14 protein-coding genes and 2 pseudogenes are annotated in these 17,419 nt (G+C 63.7%); 8 read left to right on the plus strand and 8 right to left on the minus strand.

Annotated elements, in window-relative coordinates; genetic code table 11:
• Positions 1 to 158: 158 nt before the first annotated feature.
• Positions 159 to 368: pseudogene (locus ODR01_RS23900) on the plus strand (integrase core domain-containing protein); the annotation flags it as partial.
• Positions 369 to 387: 19 nt separating this feature from the next.
• On the opposite strand, the gene rbsK reads toward ODR01_RS23900, so the two are convergent.
• The 7 genes from rbsK to deoC all read right to left on the minus strand — a co-directional run bounded on the left by rbsK (position 388) and on the right by deoC (position 7,854).
• Complete coding sequence (rbsK, locus tag ODR01_RS23905) at positions 388 to 1,326, minus strand: ribokinase (protein WP_316980232.1); 939 nt, start codon at positions 1,324 to 1,326, stop codon at positions 388 to 390.
• A 23-nt stretch (positions 1,327 to 1,349) separates the two neighbouring features.
• The gene (locus ODR01_RS23910; RefSeq protein ID WP_316980233.1) at positions 1,350 to 2,432 is read right to left on the minus strand and encodes an aldose 1-epimerase family protein; all 1,083 of its coding nucleotides are present in this window, start codon (positions 2,430 to 2,432) and stop codon (positions 1,350 to 1,352) included.
• A gap of 15 nt (positions 2,433 to 2,447) precedes the next feature.
• Positions 2,448 to 3,437, minus strand: a complete 990-nt coding sequence (locus ODR01_RS23915; protein WP_316980234.1) for an ABC transporter permease — start codon at positions 3,435 to 3,437, stop codon at positions 2,448 to 2,450.
• A 13-nt stretch (positions 3,438 to 3,450) separates the two neighbouring features.
• Positions 3,451 to 4,428: an ABC transporter permease gene (locus ODR01_RS23920; RefSeq protein WP_316980235.1), complete on the minus strand. Its 978-nt coding sequence runs from the start codon at positions 4,426 to 4,428 to the stop codon at positions 3,451 to 3,453.
• 10 nt (positions 4,429 to 4,438) lie between these two features.
• Complete coding sequence (locus ODR01_RS23925; protein ID WP_316980236.1) at positions 4,439 to 5,941, minus strand: sugar ABC transporter ATP-binding protein; 1,503 nt, start codon at positions 5,939 to 5,941, stop codon at positions 4,439 to 4,441.
• A gap of 82 nt (positions 5,942 to 6,023) precedes the next feature.
• On the minus strand, positions 6,024 to 7,073 hold the full coding sequence (locus tag ODR01_RS23930; protein ID WP_316980237.1) for an autoinducer 2 ABC transporter substrate-binding protein: 1,050 nt from the start codon (positions 7,071 to 7,073) through the stop codon (positions 6,024 to 6,026).
• Positions 7,074 to 7,182: 109 nt separating this feature from the next.
• Complete coding sequence (gene deoC, locus ODR01_RS23935; RefSeq protein WP_316980238.1) at positions 7,183 to 7,854, minus strand: deoxyribose-phosphate aldolase; 672 nt, start codon at positions 7,852 to 7,854, stop codon at positions 7,183 to 7,185.
• A 330-nt stretch (positions 7,855 to 8,184) separates the two neighbouring features.
• On the opposite strand from deoC, the gene ODR01_RS23940 reads away from it, so the two are divergent.
• Both ODR01_RS23940 and ODR01_RS23945 read left to right on the plus strand, forming a co-directional pair.
• Positions 8,185 to 8,997: a DeoR/GlpR family DNA-binding transcription regulator gene (locus tag ODR01_RS23940; RefSeq protein WP_316980239.1), complete on the plus strand. Its 813-nt coding sequence runs from the start codon at positions 8,185 to 8,187 to the stop codon at positions 8,995 to 8,997.
• Positions 8,998 to 9,137: 140 nt separating this feature from the next.
• Positions 9,138 to 9,269, plus strand: a pseudogene (locus ODR01_RS23945) (transposase); the annotation flags it as partial.
• Positions 9,270 to 9,502: 233 nt separating this feature from the next.
• Here ODR01_RS23945 and ODR01_RS23950 read toward each other — a convergent pair.
• Positions 9,503 to 10,228, minus strand: a complete 726-nt coding sequence (locus ODR01_RS23950; protein WP_316980240.1) for a GntR family transcriptional regulator — start codon at positions 10,226 to 10,228, stop codon at positions 9,503 to 9,505.
• A 331-nt stretch (positions 10,229 to 10,559) separates the two neighbouring features.
• Here ODR01_RS23950 and ODR01_RS23955 point away from each other — a divergent pair, with 331 nt between their 5' ends.
• The 5 genes from ODR01_RS23955 (at position 10,560) to ODR01_RS23975 (ending at position 17,386) form a co-directional block, all read left to right on the plus strand.
• Entirely contained in the window at positions 10,560 to 11,420 is an 861-nt protein-coding gene (locus tag ODR01_RS23955) for a PfkB family carbohydrate kinase (protein ID WP_316980241.1), read from the plus strand.
• Between the two features lie 24 nt (positions 11,421 to 11,444).
• The gene (locus ODR01_RS23960) at positions 11,445 to 12,425 is read left to right on the plus strand and encodes an SIS domain-containing protein (RefSeq protein WP_316980242.1); all 981 of its coding nucleotides are present in this window, start codon (positions 11,445 to 11,447) and stop codon (positions 12,423 to 12,425) included.
• Between the two features lie 37 nt (positions 12,426 to 12,462).
• Complete coding sequence (locus tag ODR01_RS23965) at positions 12,463 to 14,529, plus strand: hydantoinase/oxoprolinase family protein (RefSeq protein ID WP_316980243.1); 2,067 nt, start codon at positions 12,463 to 12,465, stop codon at positions 14,527 to 14,529.
• Complete coding sequence (locus tag ODR01_RS23970; RefSeq protein WP_316980244.1) at positions 14,522 to 16,225, plus strand: hydantoinase B/oxoprolinase family protein; 1,704 nt, start codon at positions 14,522 to 14,524, stop codon at positions 16,223 to 16,225. The genes ODR01_RS23965 and ODR01_RS23970 overlap by 8 nt, the downstream gene beginning before the upstream one ends.
• Positions 16,226 to 16,372: 147 nt before the next feature.
• A complete protein-coding gene (locus ODR01_RS23975) occupies positions 16,373 to 17,386 on the plus strand; it encodes a TRAP transporter substrate-binding protein (protein ID WP_316980245.1) in 1,014 nt (337 codons plus the stop codon).
• Positions 17,387 to 17,419: the final 33 nt, after the last annotated feature.

The following is a 17,419-nucleotide window of genomic DNA, read 5'->3' on the forward strand; positions in this document are numbered from 1 at the left end:
GCAACCGCCCGCCCTATCAGCCGGTGACCACCGTCGACCGAACGCTGGCCGACATCGAGCAGCGCTTCGCCATCTGACGGTTCATGACACTCCCGACGGGATTTGCATCAAAAAGCTACGCCTTCGTGGAATGCTTCAATGGGTGATTCCGCGACGAATGCCTGAACGAAAAAGTCTTCGCCGACCTTGCCGAGGCGCGAGCCAACATCGAACGGTGGCGCCAGGGCTACAACCAGGTGCAGCCCCACTCGGCCCACGGCGGCCTCACACCAGAGGTCGCGCGCATCCGATCCGCGGGCGATCGGCTGCGCAACCCCGACCAGCTCTGCCGATCGCCCGCAACCATCCCGGCGGCGGAGGCAGTATGAACAACGAGGACTCTCATTATCAACGAGGGGCCAACGGGGAGCAGGTCACCATGGCTTCGAATTCATCGGCAGTGGCGTAAGACGTCTGGGTTCCCGGCTTGGTGATGGAATCGGCGGCGTACCGGACGGCCTTCTGCAAGGCCGCATCCAAATCGTGGGTTTCGGTGAAATAGCGCGCGAAACTGCCGATGAAGGCATCGCCGGCCCCGGTGGTATCGACCGGCTTAACGGCCACGGCGTCAATTTTCCGGGTTCCCTGGGGCGTTACCAACAACGCACCCTTTCCACCCATGGTCACGATGACCGTGCGAATCCCCTTGGCCATCAAGGAACGGGCGGCGGTTTCGATCGCCTTTTCGCCGTCGACCGGCAGGCCGGACAGGATCGCCAGCTCGCTTTCATTGGGCACCAGGAAGGTGACGTCGGTAATCCGCGCCGGGTCGAGGTCGGGGGCGGCGGGCGCCGGGTTCAGCAGGGTCGGAATCCCATGGCGGGCGCCGAACGCAATGGTGTGGTAGGCGGTTTCGAGGGGAATTTCGAGCTGCATGACGATAAGCTCGCAGCCCTTGAGGTCGTCGGCGGCAAGGTCGACATCCCGCGGCTTCAGTTCGGCGTTGGCACCCTTGATGATCAGGATGCTGTTCTCGCCCGACGGCTCGACGAAGATCGGCGCCACGCCGCTGGAGGTTCCCGTAACCCGCTGCACGTGACGGGTGTCGATACCGAGATCGCGGAAATTGCGGATAGTGTTGTCGGCAAAGATATCGTCGCCGACCTTGGTCACCATCATCACCCGGGCGCCCAGCTTGGCGGCGGCCACTGCCTGATTGGCGCCCTTGCCGCCACAGCCCATGCGGAAGGTCGGCGCCTCGATGGTTTCACCCTTGCCGGGCATGCGGGTCACATAGGTGATCAGGTCAACCATATTGCTGCCGACGACGGCGATCTTACCGGACATGGAGCCTCTCCTCTTTCCTTGCCTTACAATGCGCGGATCGTTTGTTCGGCGCGGGCCGCCGCTTCGGCGTCGAGATAGCCCAACCGCACGGCAAAATGGGCGGCGCCGCCACTGGGCAGGCTCCGCACGTGTCCTTTTTTGCGTTCAGCAAGATAGCCTTCCGGCTCGCACGTCGCCGGCGAGGCGAAGGCACAGACCTTCTGGTCGCCGTTGACCAGCACCCAGCGCACGGTATGTGGAAATGTCTTGGGATCGTAAGCGATATGGAACGCATCGCCCTGGGTGCGGCGCATCATCTGCCGGACCAGGCCATCGGCCCCGACCCGCAGGCCCCGGATGTAGAAGACCTGCTCGGGATTGTAGCGTTCCGGCACATCGAGGACCTCCATCAGCGAGGGGTCCTTGGCCAGCGCGTCGATGAACCCAAGGTATTCGGGGGTGGTTTTGACATGGCCCGGCACAACGGTCCGCACGACGGTTGCCGCCGGGGAAAACGGCGCCGGCTGGATGATCCGCGCCCCCTCGCAGAAGGCGAAGTTGACGTGGCACATGTACATGAGGTCCATGGCGTCGCACGAACGGTTCTCGACGTCCATGATGATGTCGAACAGGGTGGCCATCGGCCGCAAGATCACCCGCGGGCGGGCGATATAGTGGGCACCGAAGCCCATCACGTATTCACGCGCACCGGTCACGGCGACGAAGGGGCCTTCGGCATCCTCGCCAACATCGAGGCCGGCCTGGTCCATCGGGGCGCACGGCATCTCGCCGTGCGGGGGATGGTCGTCGGCGGGCGACGGACATCCGTTGCGCAGCAGGCCGGAATGATAGGCGAGGCAGCCGTAGGTGCCGACGATGACATCGGCCGGGCGGGGCATGGAGAACATGTTCGCCATGGTCAGATCGACGCCGTCGAACACCGCGTCCCAGATCATCTGGCCGAGGAAGGGCAGGACAACCAGATGTCCGCGGGCGTTGGCCAGGCGGATCGCCTCGACGCCGCTGTCATAGCGGAACAGCGAAACCTCGATGCCGGCGGTTTTGGCAACGGTCCGCTCGTCGGCGGTGAAAAAACTCTTGCGCAGGGCGAACGACACCGGATGCATGGCGTCCTCCAAGGGTTAACGAGACCAGTTTTTATAGGCGTTGATGGCGATCACCAACAGCAGGAAGGCGCCCCAGATAAAGTCGATCAGATGGTTGCTGAAGCGCAGGATCTGGAAGCCGCTGGACAACAGCATCAGGGCCACCACGGCGATGCTCACGCCAAGCACCGACCCCTTGCCGCCGGCCGGGTTGGTGCCACCCAGCACGGCGATCAGGACTGCCTGCAGCAGGTACGACGTGCCGTAATCGGACTTGGCCGCGTTGGTCCGCCCGGACAGGATGATCCCCGCCAGGCTGGCCAGCCCGCCGCACAGCATATAGCTGTAAAAGATCATGCGCGTCTTCCTCAGGCCGGCGAACACCGCCGCCTTGGGGTTGGTGCCGATCAGAAGCAGGTTAACGCCGATCGTCGTGCGCGACAGGATGAAGGCGATGATCGCGGCCACCCCGACGAACAGCACGAACGGCAGCGCAACCCCCAGGACCTTGCCGTTGCCGATGAAGGCCCAGGCCTGCGGGAAGCCGACGATCGCCGGGCCGCCGGTCATCACCAGGGCAAGGCCGGTGAAAACCTGCCCGGTCCCGAGCGTCGCCAGGATCGGCGTGATCTTCAGCCGGGTGATGAGAAAGCCGTTCAGGGCCCCGGCGGCCACGCCGACGACCAGGGCCAGCAGGATGCCGAGGGCCACCACGGTCACCTCTCCACCGGCGCCGGCGTTTTTCAGGACCGCGTGAAAGAAGACCCCGGCCAGGATGCCCGACAGGTTGGCGATTCCCACGACCGACAGGTCGATGCCGCCGGTCAGCATGGCGACCATCATGGCGACCGACAGCAGGCCCAGTTCGGGAAACATGTAGGTGATGGACTCGAAATTATAGAAACGCAGGAACTTGTCGGGGCTCAGGGCGGCCATGACGATGAAGATGACGATCGTCATGGCGACAAGCTGGACGATGTTGTTGTCGCGATTGACCAGATTGCGGAAGTCGATGGAAAGTTTCATATCGGGTTTCCAATCAGGCCAGGCGCTTGCGGTCGCGCCAGGCGGTCACGGCCGTCGCGATAATGATGACGATGCCCACCACCACCCGCTGCCAGGTGGTATCCACCTTCATGATGATTAGGCTGTTTTTGACCATGACGAGCATGAAGACGCCCAGCATGGTTCCCAGCACGCTGCCCCGGCCGCCGAAGATGCTGGCGCCGCCCAGCACCACGGCGGCGATGACGTCGAGCTCCAGCCCGACGAAATCGCGCGGATTGGCCAGCCAGATCATGCCGCTGTGCAGCAGTCCGGCGAAGCCCGCCAGAAGGCCCGCCGTACAATAGATGAAGAAAAGCGTCTTCCGGATGTTGAAGCCGGCCCGCTTGGCCGCCTCGGCGTCGCCGCCCAGCGCGTAGACGCTGCGCCCGATCATGGTCTGGCGCAGGATCAGGTGAACGGCGAGCGCCAGCCCCAGATAGACCAGGACCATTGCGGTCAGGCCGAAATGGGTGCCGTCCGGCTTGGTCACGCTGACGATTTCGGTCTTGGCGAAGTCGATCAGCACCTGCGGCATCTTGTTGATGTTGATCATGCTGGTGCCGACGACCCCCAGCAGGAAGCCCCGCACCATGCTGCCGGTGCCCAGGGTGACGATCAGCGGGATCATGCGGAACTTGTAGACGAAGAAGGCGTTCAGGCAGCCGAACAGCAGCCCCATCGTCGCGGCGGCGATGAATGGGATGATCACGCCGTCGTAGCTGAAATACAGCATCCCCTTGATGGTCAGATACATGGCGGCGACGGCGAAAGCGGGAAACGACACATCGATGCCGCCCGAGATCATCACGATCAGGACGCCGAGGGCCATGATGCCGATGACGACGTTACTGCGCAGCAGGCTGAACAAATTGTCGAGTTGCCAGAAGGCCGGATTGACCAAGCCGATAAGAACCATCGCGCCAAGCAGGATGGCGGCGATGACGGTTTCTGATCTGCGGAAAAGCTTCATCGCCGCCCTCTCACGTAAGCGCCTTGAGTTTGTCGCTGACGTCGCGCTCGGTGGCCACACGGGTATCGATATCCTCGACGAACCGGTTGCGGTGCATGACGATGATGCGATTGCAGTTCTGGACCAGTTCCAATACGTCGTCGGAAATCATCAGCACGGCGAGGCCCCGCGTCCGGGCCAGTTCACGGATCTTGTGGTGGATTTCGGCCTTCGATCCGACGTCGACGCCGACCGTCGGCCCATTGAGGATCAGGACCTTGGCGTTGGTCAGAAGCCAGCGTCCGAGAACCACCCGCTGCTGGTTGCCGCCGGACAGCTCGCCGACGAGCTTTTCGGCGCTGGGCGTGGCGATCTGCATCGCGGCGACGGTGTCCTGCGTAACCGCCTGCGCGCGGGCGCCGTCGATGACGAGGTGCGATGCTAGCGAATCATAGGATGTCGCCAAGAGGTTGCGCGCGATGGACTGGCTGAGGAACAGGCCTTCGGTCAGGCGGTCCTCGGGCACGTAGGCGATGCCCGCGTCGATCGCCTTGCGCACGCTGGTCAGCGCCACCGGCTTGCCGTCGATCCGGACGGTTCCGCTGTAATGGGGAACCATGCCGAACAGGGCCAGCGCGATATCCGTCCGTCCGGATCCCAACAGGCCGGACAGGCCGACGATTTCCCCGGCGTGAATCGTCAAGTTCAGGCTTTCGAACAGGTGCGGCGCCGACAGGTTCTCGATCTCCAGGCGCGGGGTCTGGGGGGCGGAGGTGTCCGGCTGCCAGGTGAAGCTTTCGGTCAGGATGTCCAGGCCCGTCATGTGGCGGATCACCAACGCCTCGTCGAAGTCGCCGATCGGGCCTTCGGCGACTTTGCGCCCGTTGCGGATCACCGTCAGACGCTCGCTGATTTCCAGCATCTCGCGGATCTTGTGGCTGACGAACAGGATGGCGATGCCGTCGCGCTGGATGTCGCGGACGATGCGGAAAAGCGTCTCGACCTCCTTGCGGGTAAGCGCGGTGGTCGGCTCGTCCATGATGATCAGGCGGGCGTCCGACATCAGGGCGCGGGCGATGGCGACAATCTGCTTGCCCGCCGTCGACAGGGTTTCGACGTCGGCGTCGAGGTCGATATCGACGCCCAGCCGGGCTATGGCGCGGCGCGCCACTTCCCTTACGTTGCGCCAATTCACCAGCCGGCGCCGGGCCCTGAGCTCGCTGTTGAGGGCCAGGTTCTCCGCCACGCTGAGGTTTCCGAACAGCGAGAAGTCCTGGTAGATCACCTGGATCGCGTGGCCGATGGACTCGATCGGCGTCAGATGGCGGACGGCCGTGCCGTTGATCCGGATTTCGCCGGCATCGGGCTGATAGACCCCCGAGATGATCTTGATGACGGTCGACTTGCCCGATCCGTTCTCGCCGGCCAGACAATGGATCTCGCCCGGTCGGATGGTCAGCGAGATGTCGTCCAGCGCCCGGACGCCGGAAAAATTTTTGCCGATATTGTGCAGTTCGATAAGAGCGTCTGACATCGGAATCCCGATCCATAAGGGACGTTCGCGTCGGGAAGATGGGACGGAGGCGCCGGTGGGCGACGCCTCCGCCGTCCGGTGGTCAGAAATTGTACTTGGACATGTTGTCCTTGGTGACGCCGACCCAGCCGGCGCCGTACAGCAGGTTGGGTCTGCCCGCGACCGGCGTAATCAGTTTGGTGTAACCCGGCAGCCCGAGGTCGAGGCCGGCCTTGATCTCGCCGTTCTTCTTTTGCAGGGCCATCACCGCCAGAATATTCATGGCGTATCCGGCAACGGCGGGATCCCAAAACTGGATGTACTGGATGTCACCGCCCTTGAGGTATTCGCCGGCAACCGAAACCAGGCCGGTCCCCGAGAAGAACAGCTTGTCCTTGAGGCCGCGTTCGGCGATCAGGCGTCCGGCCCCCGCCGAAGTCGGCATCGGCCCGCCGACGATCCCCTTGATGTCGGGATAGGTGGTGAGGACTTCCTTCAGCTTGTTGTAGTCGGTGTTGGCGTCGTCATAGGTTTCCAGGCGCTGGGTCGCCAGCGTCATCTTCGGGAAGTGTTGCTTCTGATAGGCGATGGCGCCGTCAATCCATTCGTTCTGCGACTTCGAGGTCAGGCTGCCGACCGTGGCGACGTATTTGCCCTCGCCCTTCATGTAGCCGCCCAGGATTTCCATCAGCTTGGCGCCGTAGGCCAGGTTGTCGAAGGCCTCCAGCACATAGTCGGCGTTCTGGATGTTCGAGGCTTCATGGGCGATCACGACGATCCCCCGGTCGCGCGCCTTCTTGAGAACGGGTTCGACCGCCTCGACCGAGAACGGCACGATGCAGATCGCATCGACGCCCTGGGCGATCAGATTCTCGACGATCTGGACCTGGGCGGCGGCATCGGCCTGGCTGGGGCCGACCATCCAGGTATCCTGTCCGGTGTCCGCTCCGAATTGCTTTACGCCATCGCGCATCCGGTCGAACCAGGCGATGCCGTCGACCTTGACCACGGTGGCGATGGAATACTTCTTGCCGGTGGCGCTGGTCACAATGTCCTTGCGGACCTGCGAGGTATCGACGGGACCATTCGCCGCGAACGCCGAACCGGTGGCGAGGGCGGTGGCAAGAACTAACGATGTCAGTAACGTCTTCATTCTGTCCTCCATCTGTTTGTCCTCCATCAGGGTTCTTTTATTGTCGATTTCCGCTGTTACCGGCGGCCCGATCGTTGAGGCATACAAGCGCTGGATGTCTGCCCCCCGTTCAATCCGAAACGATGGCGACGCTGGCGCTGGCGCCGATCCGCGATGCCCCGGCGTCGATCATCTGCACGGCATCGGCATAGGTCCGCACGCCGCCCGACGCCTTGACGCCCAAGGCGTCGCCGACGGTCCGGCGCATCAAGGCGACGTCGTCCGCCGTCGCCCCGCCGCGGCTGAATCCGGTTGACGTCTTGACGAAATCCGCCCCGGCGTCGCGGCTGATCTGACAGGCGGTCACCTTCTCGTGATCCTCAAGAAGGCACGTCTCGATGATGACTTTCAAAAGGGCCTTGCCGCAGGCTTTCTTGACGGCGGCGATGTCGTCGCGGACGGCCCGCAGGTCCCCGGCCTTCAGGCTGCCGATGTCGATGACCATGTCGACTTCCTGCGCCCCATGGGCGACGACCCATTCGGCCTCCGCCGCCTTCAGTGCGGTCGGTATCGCCCCCAACGGAAAACCGATCACCACGCACGTCCGAACCGCGCTGCCAGCAAGCGCCGAGGCGACGAGCTGCGTATGCAAGGGGTTGACGCACACCGAATGGAAACCATGGGTGACGGCTTCCTCGCACAGGTGACCAACGTCGCTCGCCGTCGCATCGGGCCGCAGAATCGTATGGTCGATGAACTTGGCGAGATCGGTGGGTTTCCGGATGGCTCGGACGGCCCCCATGGACGGTGAACTCCTTGATCGACACGCATCAAGCGTGTGTTATTTTTATAACATAATATGAGATAATATTTTCATGAATAGCGCATTTATGTCAAGATTAAAGCATGAAATGTTATGATGTGGCGTGACAGCTTGAGCTTGCTTGTTGTATGGGGGGGGGCGTTATACGAGGAGGGATACCGGTAGCCAGCGAGGCCAAGTCGGTTTGGGGGACTGCGCTTGGCGTGCTTTGAGCGCGCCGGGCAACGCGTTGGCGAGAATTCCGGTCGGCAAGTGTTTATGATCCGTCTGGATGCCGCTTGATGGGTGCAGGGATTGGTGGGGAAAACAATGCAAAAGCAAAGGGTCAGCCGATTAGCCGTCCTGGCAGAGGCCCTCGAGACGAGGGGCTCACTGCATCTCAAAGAAGCAGCTGCCCTGCTCGGCGTCTCGGAGATGACGGTGCGCCGCGATGTCGCTTCCTGCGAGGGACGGTTCACCTATCTGGGCGGACATATCGTCAGTGCTCAGAACGAACCCGGCAGTATGGGATATTTCCTCGACCGCGAAGCGGACAGCAACATCGACAACAAGCGTGAGGCTTGTGAACAAGCCGTGTCGTCCATCGAAAACGGCGATACCATCTTCATCGACTGCGGCACCACCATGCCCCATCTGGCTAGGCGCATTCCCGCCGGGTTGTCCCTGACGGTTGTCTGTTACGCAATGAATGTGGCGGAAATCGTCTGTAAGAAGCCAAATCTCAAGGTCATTCTCCTAGGGGGAATCTACCATCCATCCTCGGCTTCGTTCGCCAGCGCCGAGGCATTGGAAATGCTGCGGAAGATCGGTATCAACAAGGCCTTCCTGTCGGCTGGCGGCGTGCACGAAAAGCGGGGCGTAAGCTGTTCAAATTTTCACGAGGTCCCGGTCAAGCAGGCAGCCATCGCCATCGCACTCCGCAAGATCGTGGTCGTCGACTCCAGCAAGTTGGGCAAGGTCAAACCGGCCTTTTTCGCCGGCCTCGACGACATCGACACCATCGTGACCGATTCCGGGTTGGACGAACACTATCACGCCCTGTTCGCAGGGGCCGGGATCGAGTTGCACGCGGCGCCCCCGCGCTGCGGGAACATCGAGGGAGATCGCGGCCTTCGCCGCTGATCCCGCCGGCCTCAGGCGGCAAGCTGCCGGGCATTGTCACGGGAACAGGTTGCGGAACATCTAGATGTGAATACTGACGTGAGCCCGGAAAATTCCTCCGAGAATGGGTAGAGCCCGTCGCAAGACGAGGAGACGGACGAATGAAGCGCAGCCGGTTCACGGAAGAGCAGATCATTGGCGTCCCGCGGGAGCAGAAGGCCGGGGGGAAGACGGCGGACGTTTGCCGCCGCCACGGGGTCAGCGAGGCGACCTTCTATAAGTGGAAGGCCAAGCGCCGGAGGCGCTGGAGGCGGATTTTTGCGCTTCCATAATGCGGGTAGAAAAAGCCTCTAGACCATTGATCTGGCGGATATTTTTTGGTTGCGGGGGCTCGCAACCATCTTAACTTGTCGACAGTCTGTCCGTACCGGAATTACTGTCGACCCGTTCGGGCAGATTTACGGATGGGGCACCGTGGTTACGGTCAATCACGGGACCGTTCCGGACCGCGAGGTGTTTAGTCCCGTCATTCCTGATCGGCCGACAAAGTCCTGAAGACGACCAATTTGGGATTGTTGATCGAACTCAGGTATTCGATCGGTTGCTTGTCTTTGGTCTCGACCACCAGCTTCAGGGCGAGAACCGCCGTGCCGGGTTCGACGTCAAGAAGCCGGGCCTCGATCTCGTTGACGTAGGCCACGGTGATCGTCCGTTCCGCGTTAACGGTCTCGATGCCATAACGCGATCCCAGCAACCCGTAAAGCGACTGGCCGGAGACCAGATCGTCGGCGGTCAGGCCCGGCACCAACCGCGACACCAGGTGGCTCGTCTCGATACTGAACGGCGTGGCGTCGATGCTCCATACCCGGCGGACAATGATGATCTCGTCGCCCTCGTCTATCTTCAACCTGTCGGCAACCTTGGAGCCGGCAGTGGCGATCTGGAAGTGGAGCAGCTTGTTGCTCGGCGCTCCGCCCAGGCCGGTAATGACACGGTGCACGCCGACCGAACGGTAGATGTCGACGCGGCGTACCATCTTGGGAGCGGCGACACGGGTCCCGCTGGTGCCATTACCCTCCAGCAGGCCGGCCTTGATCAAGTTGTTGACGGCGCGCCGCACGGTCAAGCGGTTGACGCCGAGGGCGGCGGCCAGATCGCGCTCCGACGGCAGCCGATCTCCGGGCGCATAGTCAGTGGACTTCAGAAGCTCTTTGATGTGTTCTTCGACCTTCTGGTAGCGAAGCATCGTCATGCCATTCCTCGACCGGGTTTCACCGTCCGGCAAACAGGCCTACCATCGGCGCCCCCATTCCTGCGAAGCCGGAATAGACCACCAGCCAAGCCCTCCATTACGATCGCAGCCAGATTCACGCTTGTGAGCGGGCGGAACGGCGATGTCAACCGGCGTTCGCGGGATTCACTGGATGCGCCGCACCGGCGATGGCAGAAACCAGACCAGATACAAAAATATTATCCCAATATCTTGAATTGGGCTATTATCTGGTCTAGTTTATGACAAAATAAGGATCGTGAGGGAAGCCCGTCATGGCCGCAGGTTCGAATCCCGCAAGGATGGCAAAGCCGTGACGAATCCCCCCATCCGCCTGCTCGGGCTCGGCGACAACACCGTCGACATCTACGTGGATCGGAACATCATGTTCCCCGGCGGCAACGCGGTCAACGTGGCGGTGCTCGCCAAGCGCCTGGGAAGCGCCGCCGGCTATCTGGGCTGCCTCGGCAACGACGCCTTCGGCAGCCTGTTGCACGATGCCCTATCGGCCGAAGGGGTGGACCTTTCCCGCTGCCGTCGCATCGACGGCGAGAACGCCCATGTGCTGGTCCGGCACCGCGACGGCGACCGGGAGTTCGTAAAATCGACTGCGGGCGTGCGGGCACGCTACGAACTGGATGCCGGCGACTTCGCCTATATCAAGGGCTTCGACGTCGTGCACTCCAGCTATTGCAGCGACAACGACGCGATGATCCCGGCCATTGCGGCGGCCGCGACTCGGCTGTCTTACGATTTCTCCAACCGCTGGACCGACGACAGGAGGACCCGTTTGGCGCCCCATGTGGACATTGCCTTTCTGTCCCATGCGGGCCATCCCGACCCGGAATGCATCGAAATGCTGCGCCAGTGGTCGTCGGCGGGGCCGCGGACGGTGGTGATGACCCGCGGCGGCGACGGGGCGTTCGCCTATGTGAACGGCACGCTCTACCGCCAGGAGGTTCTGCCGACCCCCGTCGTCGATACCCTCGGTGCGGGGGATGCCTTCATCGCCGGTTTTCTCACACGCTACCTGGCCGACGGCGCCGTCCAGCCGGCGTTGCAAAGTGGCACCCGCACGGCCGCCGCCGCCTGCGGCTGGCTGGGCGGCTTCGGCCACGGAATCCCGATCACCGGGCTGTCGCCCGAAGAGATGTCTCTGAGCGCTCGCTCATAAACCAGAAAAAAAGAACGGTGAACTATGGACAACGCATTTGAACGGAATATCCAGGCCGCACTGGCGGCCGTCGCCAAGCGCGAGAAACTGGCCAACGTCTTCTTCGTCGCGTGCGGCGGTTCGTTCGCGCAGATGCACGCGCCGAAGTACGTCCTGGATCGCGAGTCCGCCTCGCTGGTCGCCGAGACGTACAATTCGGCCGAATTCGTCGCCCGCGACCTGCCCAGGCTGGGATCCTCCAGCGTGGTCGTCTTGTGCTCCAGTTCGGGCAACACGCCGGAAACCGTGGCGGCGGCCAAGTTCGCGCGCGAACATGGCGCCTACACCATCGGCCTGACCACCAAGCCCGAATCCGACCTCGCCAAGGCCGTCGACAGCGTCGTTCTCTATGTCTCGAAACCGGTGGAAGGCAACGCGGACGGTGTCGGCCCCGCCCTGCTCAGCCTGGCGTTCGGGCTTCTGCGCGACCGCGAGGGCAACCGCAAGCACGAGGCCCTCGCCAGGAGCCTGTCGGCCCTGCCCGGCCTGGTGGCCCGCGCCCAGGCGGCCCATGACGCGGACGCCCTGCGCTGGGCCAAGGCCGTGAGGCGCGAGCCGGTTATCTATACCCTGGCCAGCGGCCCCAACTACGGCGTCACCTATTCGTTCTCCATCTGCATCCTCCAGGAGATGCAGTGGATTCACACCCAAGCCATCCACGCCGGCGAATACTTCCACGGTCCCTTCGAGATCACCGACGACATGGTTCCCTTCATCCTGGTGCTGGGGACCGGCGCGTGCCGGAAGATGGACCAGCGGGCACTCGATTTCACCCGCAAGTTCACGGACAAGATCCTGACCATCGACATCGAGGCACTCGATCTCGCCGGTATCGAGACCGATGTCATCGACTACATGCAGCCGCTGATCCTCCAGCCGCTATTGCGCACCTACGCGATCCGTCTGTCGGAATCGCGCGGCCACCCGCTGACGGTACGCCGCTACATGTGGGCCATGGAATACTGAGAAAATCGGCGAGGCGATGCGGTGAGGGAATAATCCCATGAGTTGGATGATCGGCGTTGATGTCGGCGGCACGTTCACGGACTTTTTCGCCTTTGACGGCGGGTCCGGGCAAATCCGCTATTGGAAGCGCCCCTCCACTCCGTCCAACCCCACCGACGCGGTGATCGCCGGGCTTCGCGAGCTCAGCGCCGCCCACGGGATACCGCTGGGCGACGTGGAGCGTCTGTGCCACGGCAGCACGGTGGCAACCAACACGCTAATCCAGCGGCGCGGCGCGGCGGTGTCGATGGTGACCACCAAGGGCTTCCGCGACGTCCTCGAAATCGGCCGCCAGGTCCGTCCCGCCATCTACGACTTCCAGCTCGATCAGCCCGAGGCCCTGGTGCCTCGCCGGCACCGCTTCGAGCTCGGCGAGCGCACCACGGCGGACGGTTCGGTCCGCACGCCCGTGGATTCTGAGGGCCTGGGCCGCGTCATCGAAGCGCTCCGCGCGTCGGGGACCGAGGCGGTGGCCGTGTGCTTCCTGTTTTCCTACCTGCGCCCCGATCACGAGCGCGAGGTGGGCGACGCGCTGCGCCGGGCGCTACCCGGGATGGCGATCTCGCTGTCGTCGGAGGTCCAGCCGGAGTTCCGCGAGTTCGAGCGGTTTGCCACCACGGTGATCAATGCCTATCTCCAGCCGCGGCTCGACGTCTACCTGTCGTCCCTGGTGGATACGGTGAAGCAGACCGTTCCCGGGGCGCGGGTCGGCATCAACCAGTCGAGCGGCGGCCTGATGTCGCTCGATGTGGCCCGCGCCTTTCCGGTCCGCATGGCGCTGTCGGGACCGGCGGCGGGCGTGGTGGGGGCTATCCAGATCGCCCGCGAGGCCGAGCGGCCGAACATCATCACCCTCGACATCGGCGGTACCAGCGCCGACGTGGCCCTGATCCAGGACTACAAGACCGAATTGAGCCACGGCCGTGACGTCGACGGCTTCCCCATCATGCTGCCGATGATCGACATCACCACGGTGGGCGCGGGGGGCGGCTCCATCGCCTGGTTCGACGCCGACGGCCTGTTCAAGGTCGGCCCCCAGAGTGCCGGCGCGGAACCGGGACCGGCGTGCTATTGCCGGGGCGGCACGCTGCCGACCGTGTCGGACGCCAACCTCGTGCTCGGCCGCCTCAGCGAAACCCTGCTGAACGGCGAGATGCGGCTGGATGTCGAACCGGCCCGCAGGGCCATCGCCACGGTCGCCGATCCCATGGGCAAGACGGTCGAGGAGGCCGCGCTCGGTCTGCTGGAGGTCATGGTCGTCAACATGGTGCGCGCCATCCGCACGCTGTCGGTGGAACGGGGCCACGATCCGCGCGACTTCACGCTCATGCCCTTCGGCGGCGCCGGCGGCCTGCATGCCCGCGACGTGGCGGTGGCCCTTGGCATGAGGGAAATCCTCATTCCCCTGGCGCCGGGCATCGTCTGCGCCCAGGGCCTGGCGGACGCCGACCTGCAGGAGAACTTCGTCCTCAGCAGCGTGTTCCCGTGCACATCCGAGACGATGGAGAACCTGCGCGAGCGGCTCTCGGCCCTGGAGCGACAGGCGGCGGTCTGGTTCGAGGCCGAAAAGACAAATCCAACCCGCCGGCAAATCGACTTCTCGCTCGACACCCGCTTCAAGGGCCAGAACTTCGAGCTCACCGTCGATGTCGGCACCGGCACCGGAAACGGCGACATCGACATCGCTTCGCTGCCGGTGATCCTCGAGCGCTTCTTCGCCGCCCACGAGCGGGCCTATGGCTTTGCCAACCTCGAGGCACCGGTCGAGATCGTCAACTGCCGGGCCACGGCGCGGGCCTCGCTGGGCGCGCCGCGGCCCGCCAAACGAGCGATCACCACGACCCGCACGCCCATGGCGACGCACACCCGCCCGGTCCGCTTCTCCGCCACCTCCACCATGACGACCCCGGTTTTCAGCCGCGACGCCCTGCAACCCGGAGACGCCATCGTCGGACCGGCCATCATCGACCAGATGGACGCCACGACCGCCATCTTCCCCGGCGACGTCGCCCGCGTCGATGCCTATGGAAACATCCTCGTCACGGTGAATCAGAGCCATGCCTAAGCCCGTCGCCCACGACCCGATCACCCTCGAAATCCTGTCCAACGCCTTGCGCTCGGTGGCCGACGAAACCTTCGTCGCGTTGCAGAAGAGCGCCTATTCCACCAACATCAAGGAGCGGTGCGACCACTCCACCGCGCTGTTCGACGCCAAGGCGCGCCTGGTCATGCAGGCCAAGCGCTCGCTGCCGGTTCACGTGGGCGCCATCTCCGGCACCATTTCGAAGCTGGTGGAAAAGTACCAGGGCGACATCCACGAGGGCGACGTTTTCGTCGGCAACGACCCTTACGCGGCGTCCGGCGGCCACCTGCCCGACGTCTGCATCATCGCGCCCGTTTTCCACAGCGGACGGCTGGTGGGATTCAGTGGCTGCACCGCCCACCATGCCGACATCGGCGGATCCAACGTCGGCGGGGCCAGCGGCGGCCTGACCGAGATCTTCCAGGAGGGCTTCCGCATCCCCATGGTCCGGCTGTTCAGCAAAGGGACGCTGAATCGCGACATCTTCGAGATCATGCTGCTCAACGTGCGCGGCGCCGACGAGCGGCGGGGCGACTACTACGCCCAGTTCGCGGCGGTCTCGCTCGGCGTCAAGCGGCTGAAGGAAATCTGCGACCGCTACGGCGCCGATTTCGTCGAGGCGGCGTTCGAGGAACTCATCACCCGCACCCGCGAGCGCATGGAGCGGGCGCTGGAAATGATCCCGGCCGGGGAATACACCTTCCGCGACATTCTCGACGATGACGGGGTGGCCAACCACGACCTGCCGGTGGCGGTGACGATCCGCAAGACCGACGGCCGCCTGATCGTCGATTTCACCGGCACGGCGCCGCAGACCCCGGGCAACGTCAATTCCCCCTGGGTCGATACCGTGTCGATGGTGATCTATACCTTCAAGGGATTGTTCGATCCCGACATCCCCAACAACCACGGGCTGCTCAGCGCGATCGAGGTCGAGGCGCCGCAGGGCTCGCTCGTGCGCCCCAGCTACCCGGCTGCGGTAACCAACCGCTCCTACACCAGCCAGCGGATCGTCGACGTCATCCTCGGCGCGCTGGCCGACGCCCTGCCGGAACGCGTCGTGGCCGCGTCCAACGGTTCAAATACCGGCATTTACCTCTACGGAACCGATCCGCGGACCGGCAACCCCTTCTACTTCTTCGAGACCATGGGCGGAGGCTTCGGCGGCCGGGCCACCAAGGACGGCAAGGACGCGGTCCAGGTTCACGTCACCAACACCGCCAACACGCCGATCGAGGCCATCGAACGGGAATTCCCCCTGCTGGTCGAGGAATACGCCATCGTCGAGGATTCCGGTGGCGCCGGGCGCTTCCGCGGCGGCTGCGGGCTGCGTCGCGTCATCCGCCCCCTGACGACGGACTGCACCTTCGGCGGCACCGCCGAGCGGTTCACCCACAAGCCCTGGGGGTTGTTCGGCGGCAAGGAAGGCGAGACAGGCTTCTTCGGTATCCGCAGTGCGGACGGCGCGCTGGAGGTGCTGCCGACCAAGGTTCCCCGGGTCAAGGTGACGCCCAACGACCTGGTGGTGATGCAGACCGCCGGGGCCGGCGGCTACGGCGAACCGTCGCAACGGGCGGCCGAAGCAGTGAGGGCGGACCTGAAGGACGGGAAGTTTTCCGAGGACTACATCCGCCAGCACTACGGGACGATCGATCCGGCGCCGGGAAAAGGACGATGAAGGATCGGGCCAACCGATCTGGGGCTCGCCGAAAGCCGTTTCCGCGGAACATGGGTGACTAATCCAATATTTTTAATTGGGCTAGTAATTGGGATAGTATCGTGAACTTCGAGGCCGTTTGGGTGAACGTTCAGCAGGAGAATTAACATGCGCATCACGCGAAGGAATGTCCTGCGGCTGTCGGCCGGAATGGTGGCCGCATCCGCCGTGTCGGCCTTGCCGAGGATCTCTTATGCCGCCCCCCGAAAGTGGGGCTTGGCGGACGAATACGATCCGAATTCCCTGACCGGGATCGACTGCCGGTACTTCATCGACGAGGTGAAGAAGCGGGTCGGCGACGAACTGGAGATCACCTATCACGGGGGCGGAACGCTTGGCTACAAGTCGGTGGACCAGTTCAGCGCGGTCGAGGATGGGCTCGTGGAGAGCGCGATCACGCTTACGTCGCAATTGAGCGGCATCGATCCGTTCTTCGACCTTACCTCCCTGCCCTTCCTGGTGCCGACGCTGGCGGACATGCGGAAGGTGTGGAAAATCGCCAAACCGGAATTCACCAAGATCTTCGCCGCCCACAACATGGTGGCGCTGTGGGCCATGCCCAATGCGCCGAGCGGCATTCATGCCAAGATGCCGATCGACGGGGTCGAGGCGCTCAAGGGCCTGCGCATCCGCACCTACGATGCCATCGGCACCAAGACCTTCAAGGCCGCCGGCGCCTCGCCGCTGCAGATCGCCTGGGCCGACCTGGTGCCGCAGCTTTCGACCGGCGGCGTGGACGCGGTGTTGACCTCGGCCGATGGCGGCATGCGCCTCAGCGTATGGGATTACGTGAACAACTTCACGGCCATGAACTACGTCATGGCGCTGTTCGTGATGCACGTGAACAAGGACGCCTGGGACAAGCTGTCACCGAAGGCCCGCAAGGCCCTCGAAGAGGCCTCGGAACTGGCGGACGACTACGCCTGGAAGACCACGGCCGAGTCGGTCGAGAAGGGCTACCAGGCCATGGAAGCCCACGGCATGAAGATCACTCGCGAGCCGCCGGCGGAGGCGTTCAAGGTGCTGTCCGAGGCCGCCAAACCCGTCAAGGAGGAGTGGGTGAAGAAAGTCGGCGATCGCGGCAGAAAGGTCCTCAACGAAGTCGCCAAGATCGCGGGCTGACGGCCTGCGAGGGCGTATCGCAGCTGCGGGCCT

The sequence above is a fragment of the Shumkonia mesophila genome (genome assembly GCF_026163695.1).
Taxonomy (GTDB): Bacteria; Pseudomonadota; Alphaproteobacteria; order Rhodospirillales; family Shumkoniaceae; genus Shumkonia; species Shumkonia mesophila.

What these genes read in the sequence shown, in the direction of transcription:
- rbsK (WP_316980232.1), bottom strand. Translation starts at nt 1,326, where the DNA reads ATGTCCGGTAAGATCGCCGTCGTCGGCAGCAATATGGTTGACCTGATC.
- ODR01_RS23910 (WP_316980233.1), bottom strand. Translation starts at nt 2,432, where the DNA reads ATGCATCCGGTGTCGTTCGCCCTGCGCAAGAGTTTTTTCACCGCCGAC.
- ODR01_RS23915 (WP_316980234.1), bottom strand. Translation starts at nt 3,437, where the DNA reads ATGAAACTTTCCATCGACTTCCGCAATCTGGTCAATCGCGACAACAAC.
- ODR01_RS23920 (WP_316980235.1), bottom strand. Translation starts at nt 4,428, where the DNA reads ATGAAGCTTTTCCGCAGATCAGAAACCGTCATCGCCGCCATCCTGCTT.
- ODR01_RS23925 (WP_316980236.1), bottom strand. Translation starts at nt 5,941, where the DNA reads ATGTCAGACGCTCTTATCGAACTGCACAATATCGGCAAAAATTTTTCC.
- ODR01_RS23930 (WP_316980237.1), bottom strand. Translation starts at nt 7,073, where the DNA reads ATGAAGACGTTACTGACATCGTTAGTTCTTGCCACCGCCCTCGCCACC.
- deoC (WP_316980238.1), bottom strand. Translation starts at nt 7,854, where the DNA reads ATGGGGGCCGTCCGAGCCATCCGGAAACCCACCGATCTCGCCAAGTTC.
- ODR01_RS23940 (WP_316980239.1), top strand. Translation starts at nt 8,185, where the DNA reads ATGCAAAAGCAAAGGGTCAGCCGATTAGCCGTCCTGGCAGAGGCCCTC.
- ODR01_RS23950 (WP_316980240.1), bottom strand. Translation starts at nt 10,228, where the DNA reads ATGACGATGCTTCGCTACCAGAAGGTCGAAGAACACATCAAAGAGCTT.
- ODR01_RS23960 (WP_316980242.1), top strand. Translation starts at nt 11,445, where the DNA reads ATGGACAACGCATTTGAACGGAATATCCAGGCCGCACTGGCGGCCGTC.
- ODR01_RS23965 (WP_316980243.1), top strand. Translation starts at nt 12,463, where the DNA reads ATGAGTTGGATGATCGGCGTTGATGTCGGCGGCACGTTCACGGACTTT.
- ODR01_RS23970 (WP_316980244.1), top strand. Translation starts at nt 14,522, where the DNA reads ATGCCTAAGCCCGTCGCCCACGACCCGATCACCCTCGAAATCCTGTCC.
- ODR01_RS23975 (WP_316980245.1), top strand. Translation starts at nt 16,373, where the DNA reads ATGCGCATCACGCGAAGGAATGTCCTGCGGCTGTCGGCCGGAATGGTG.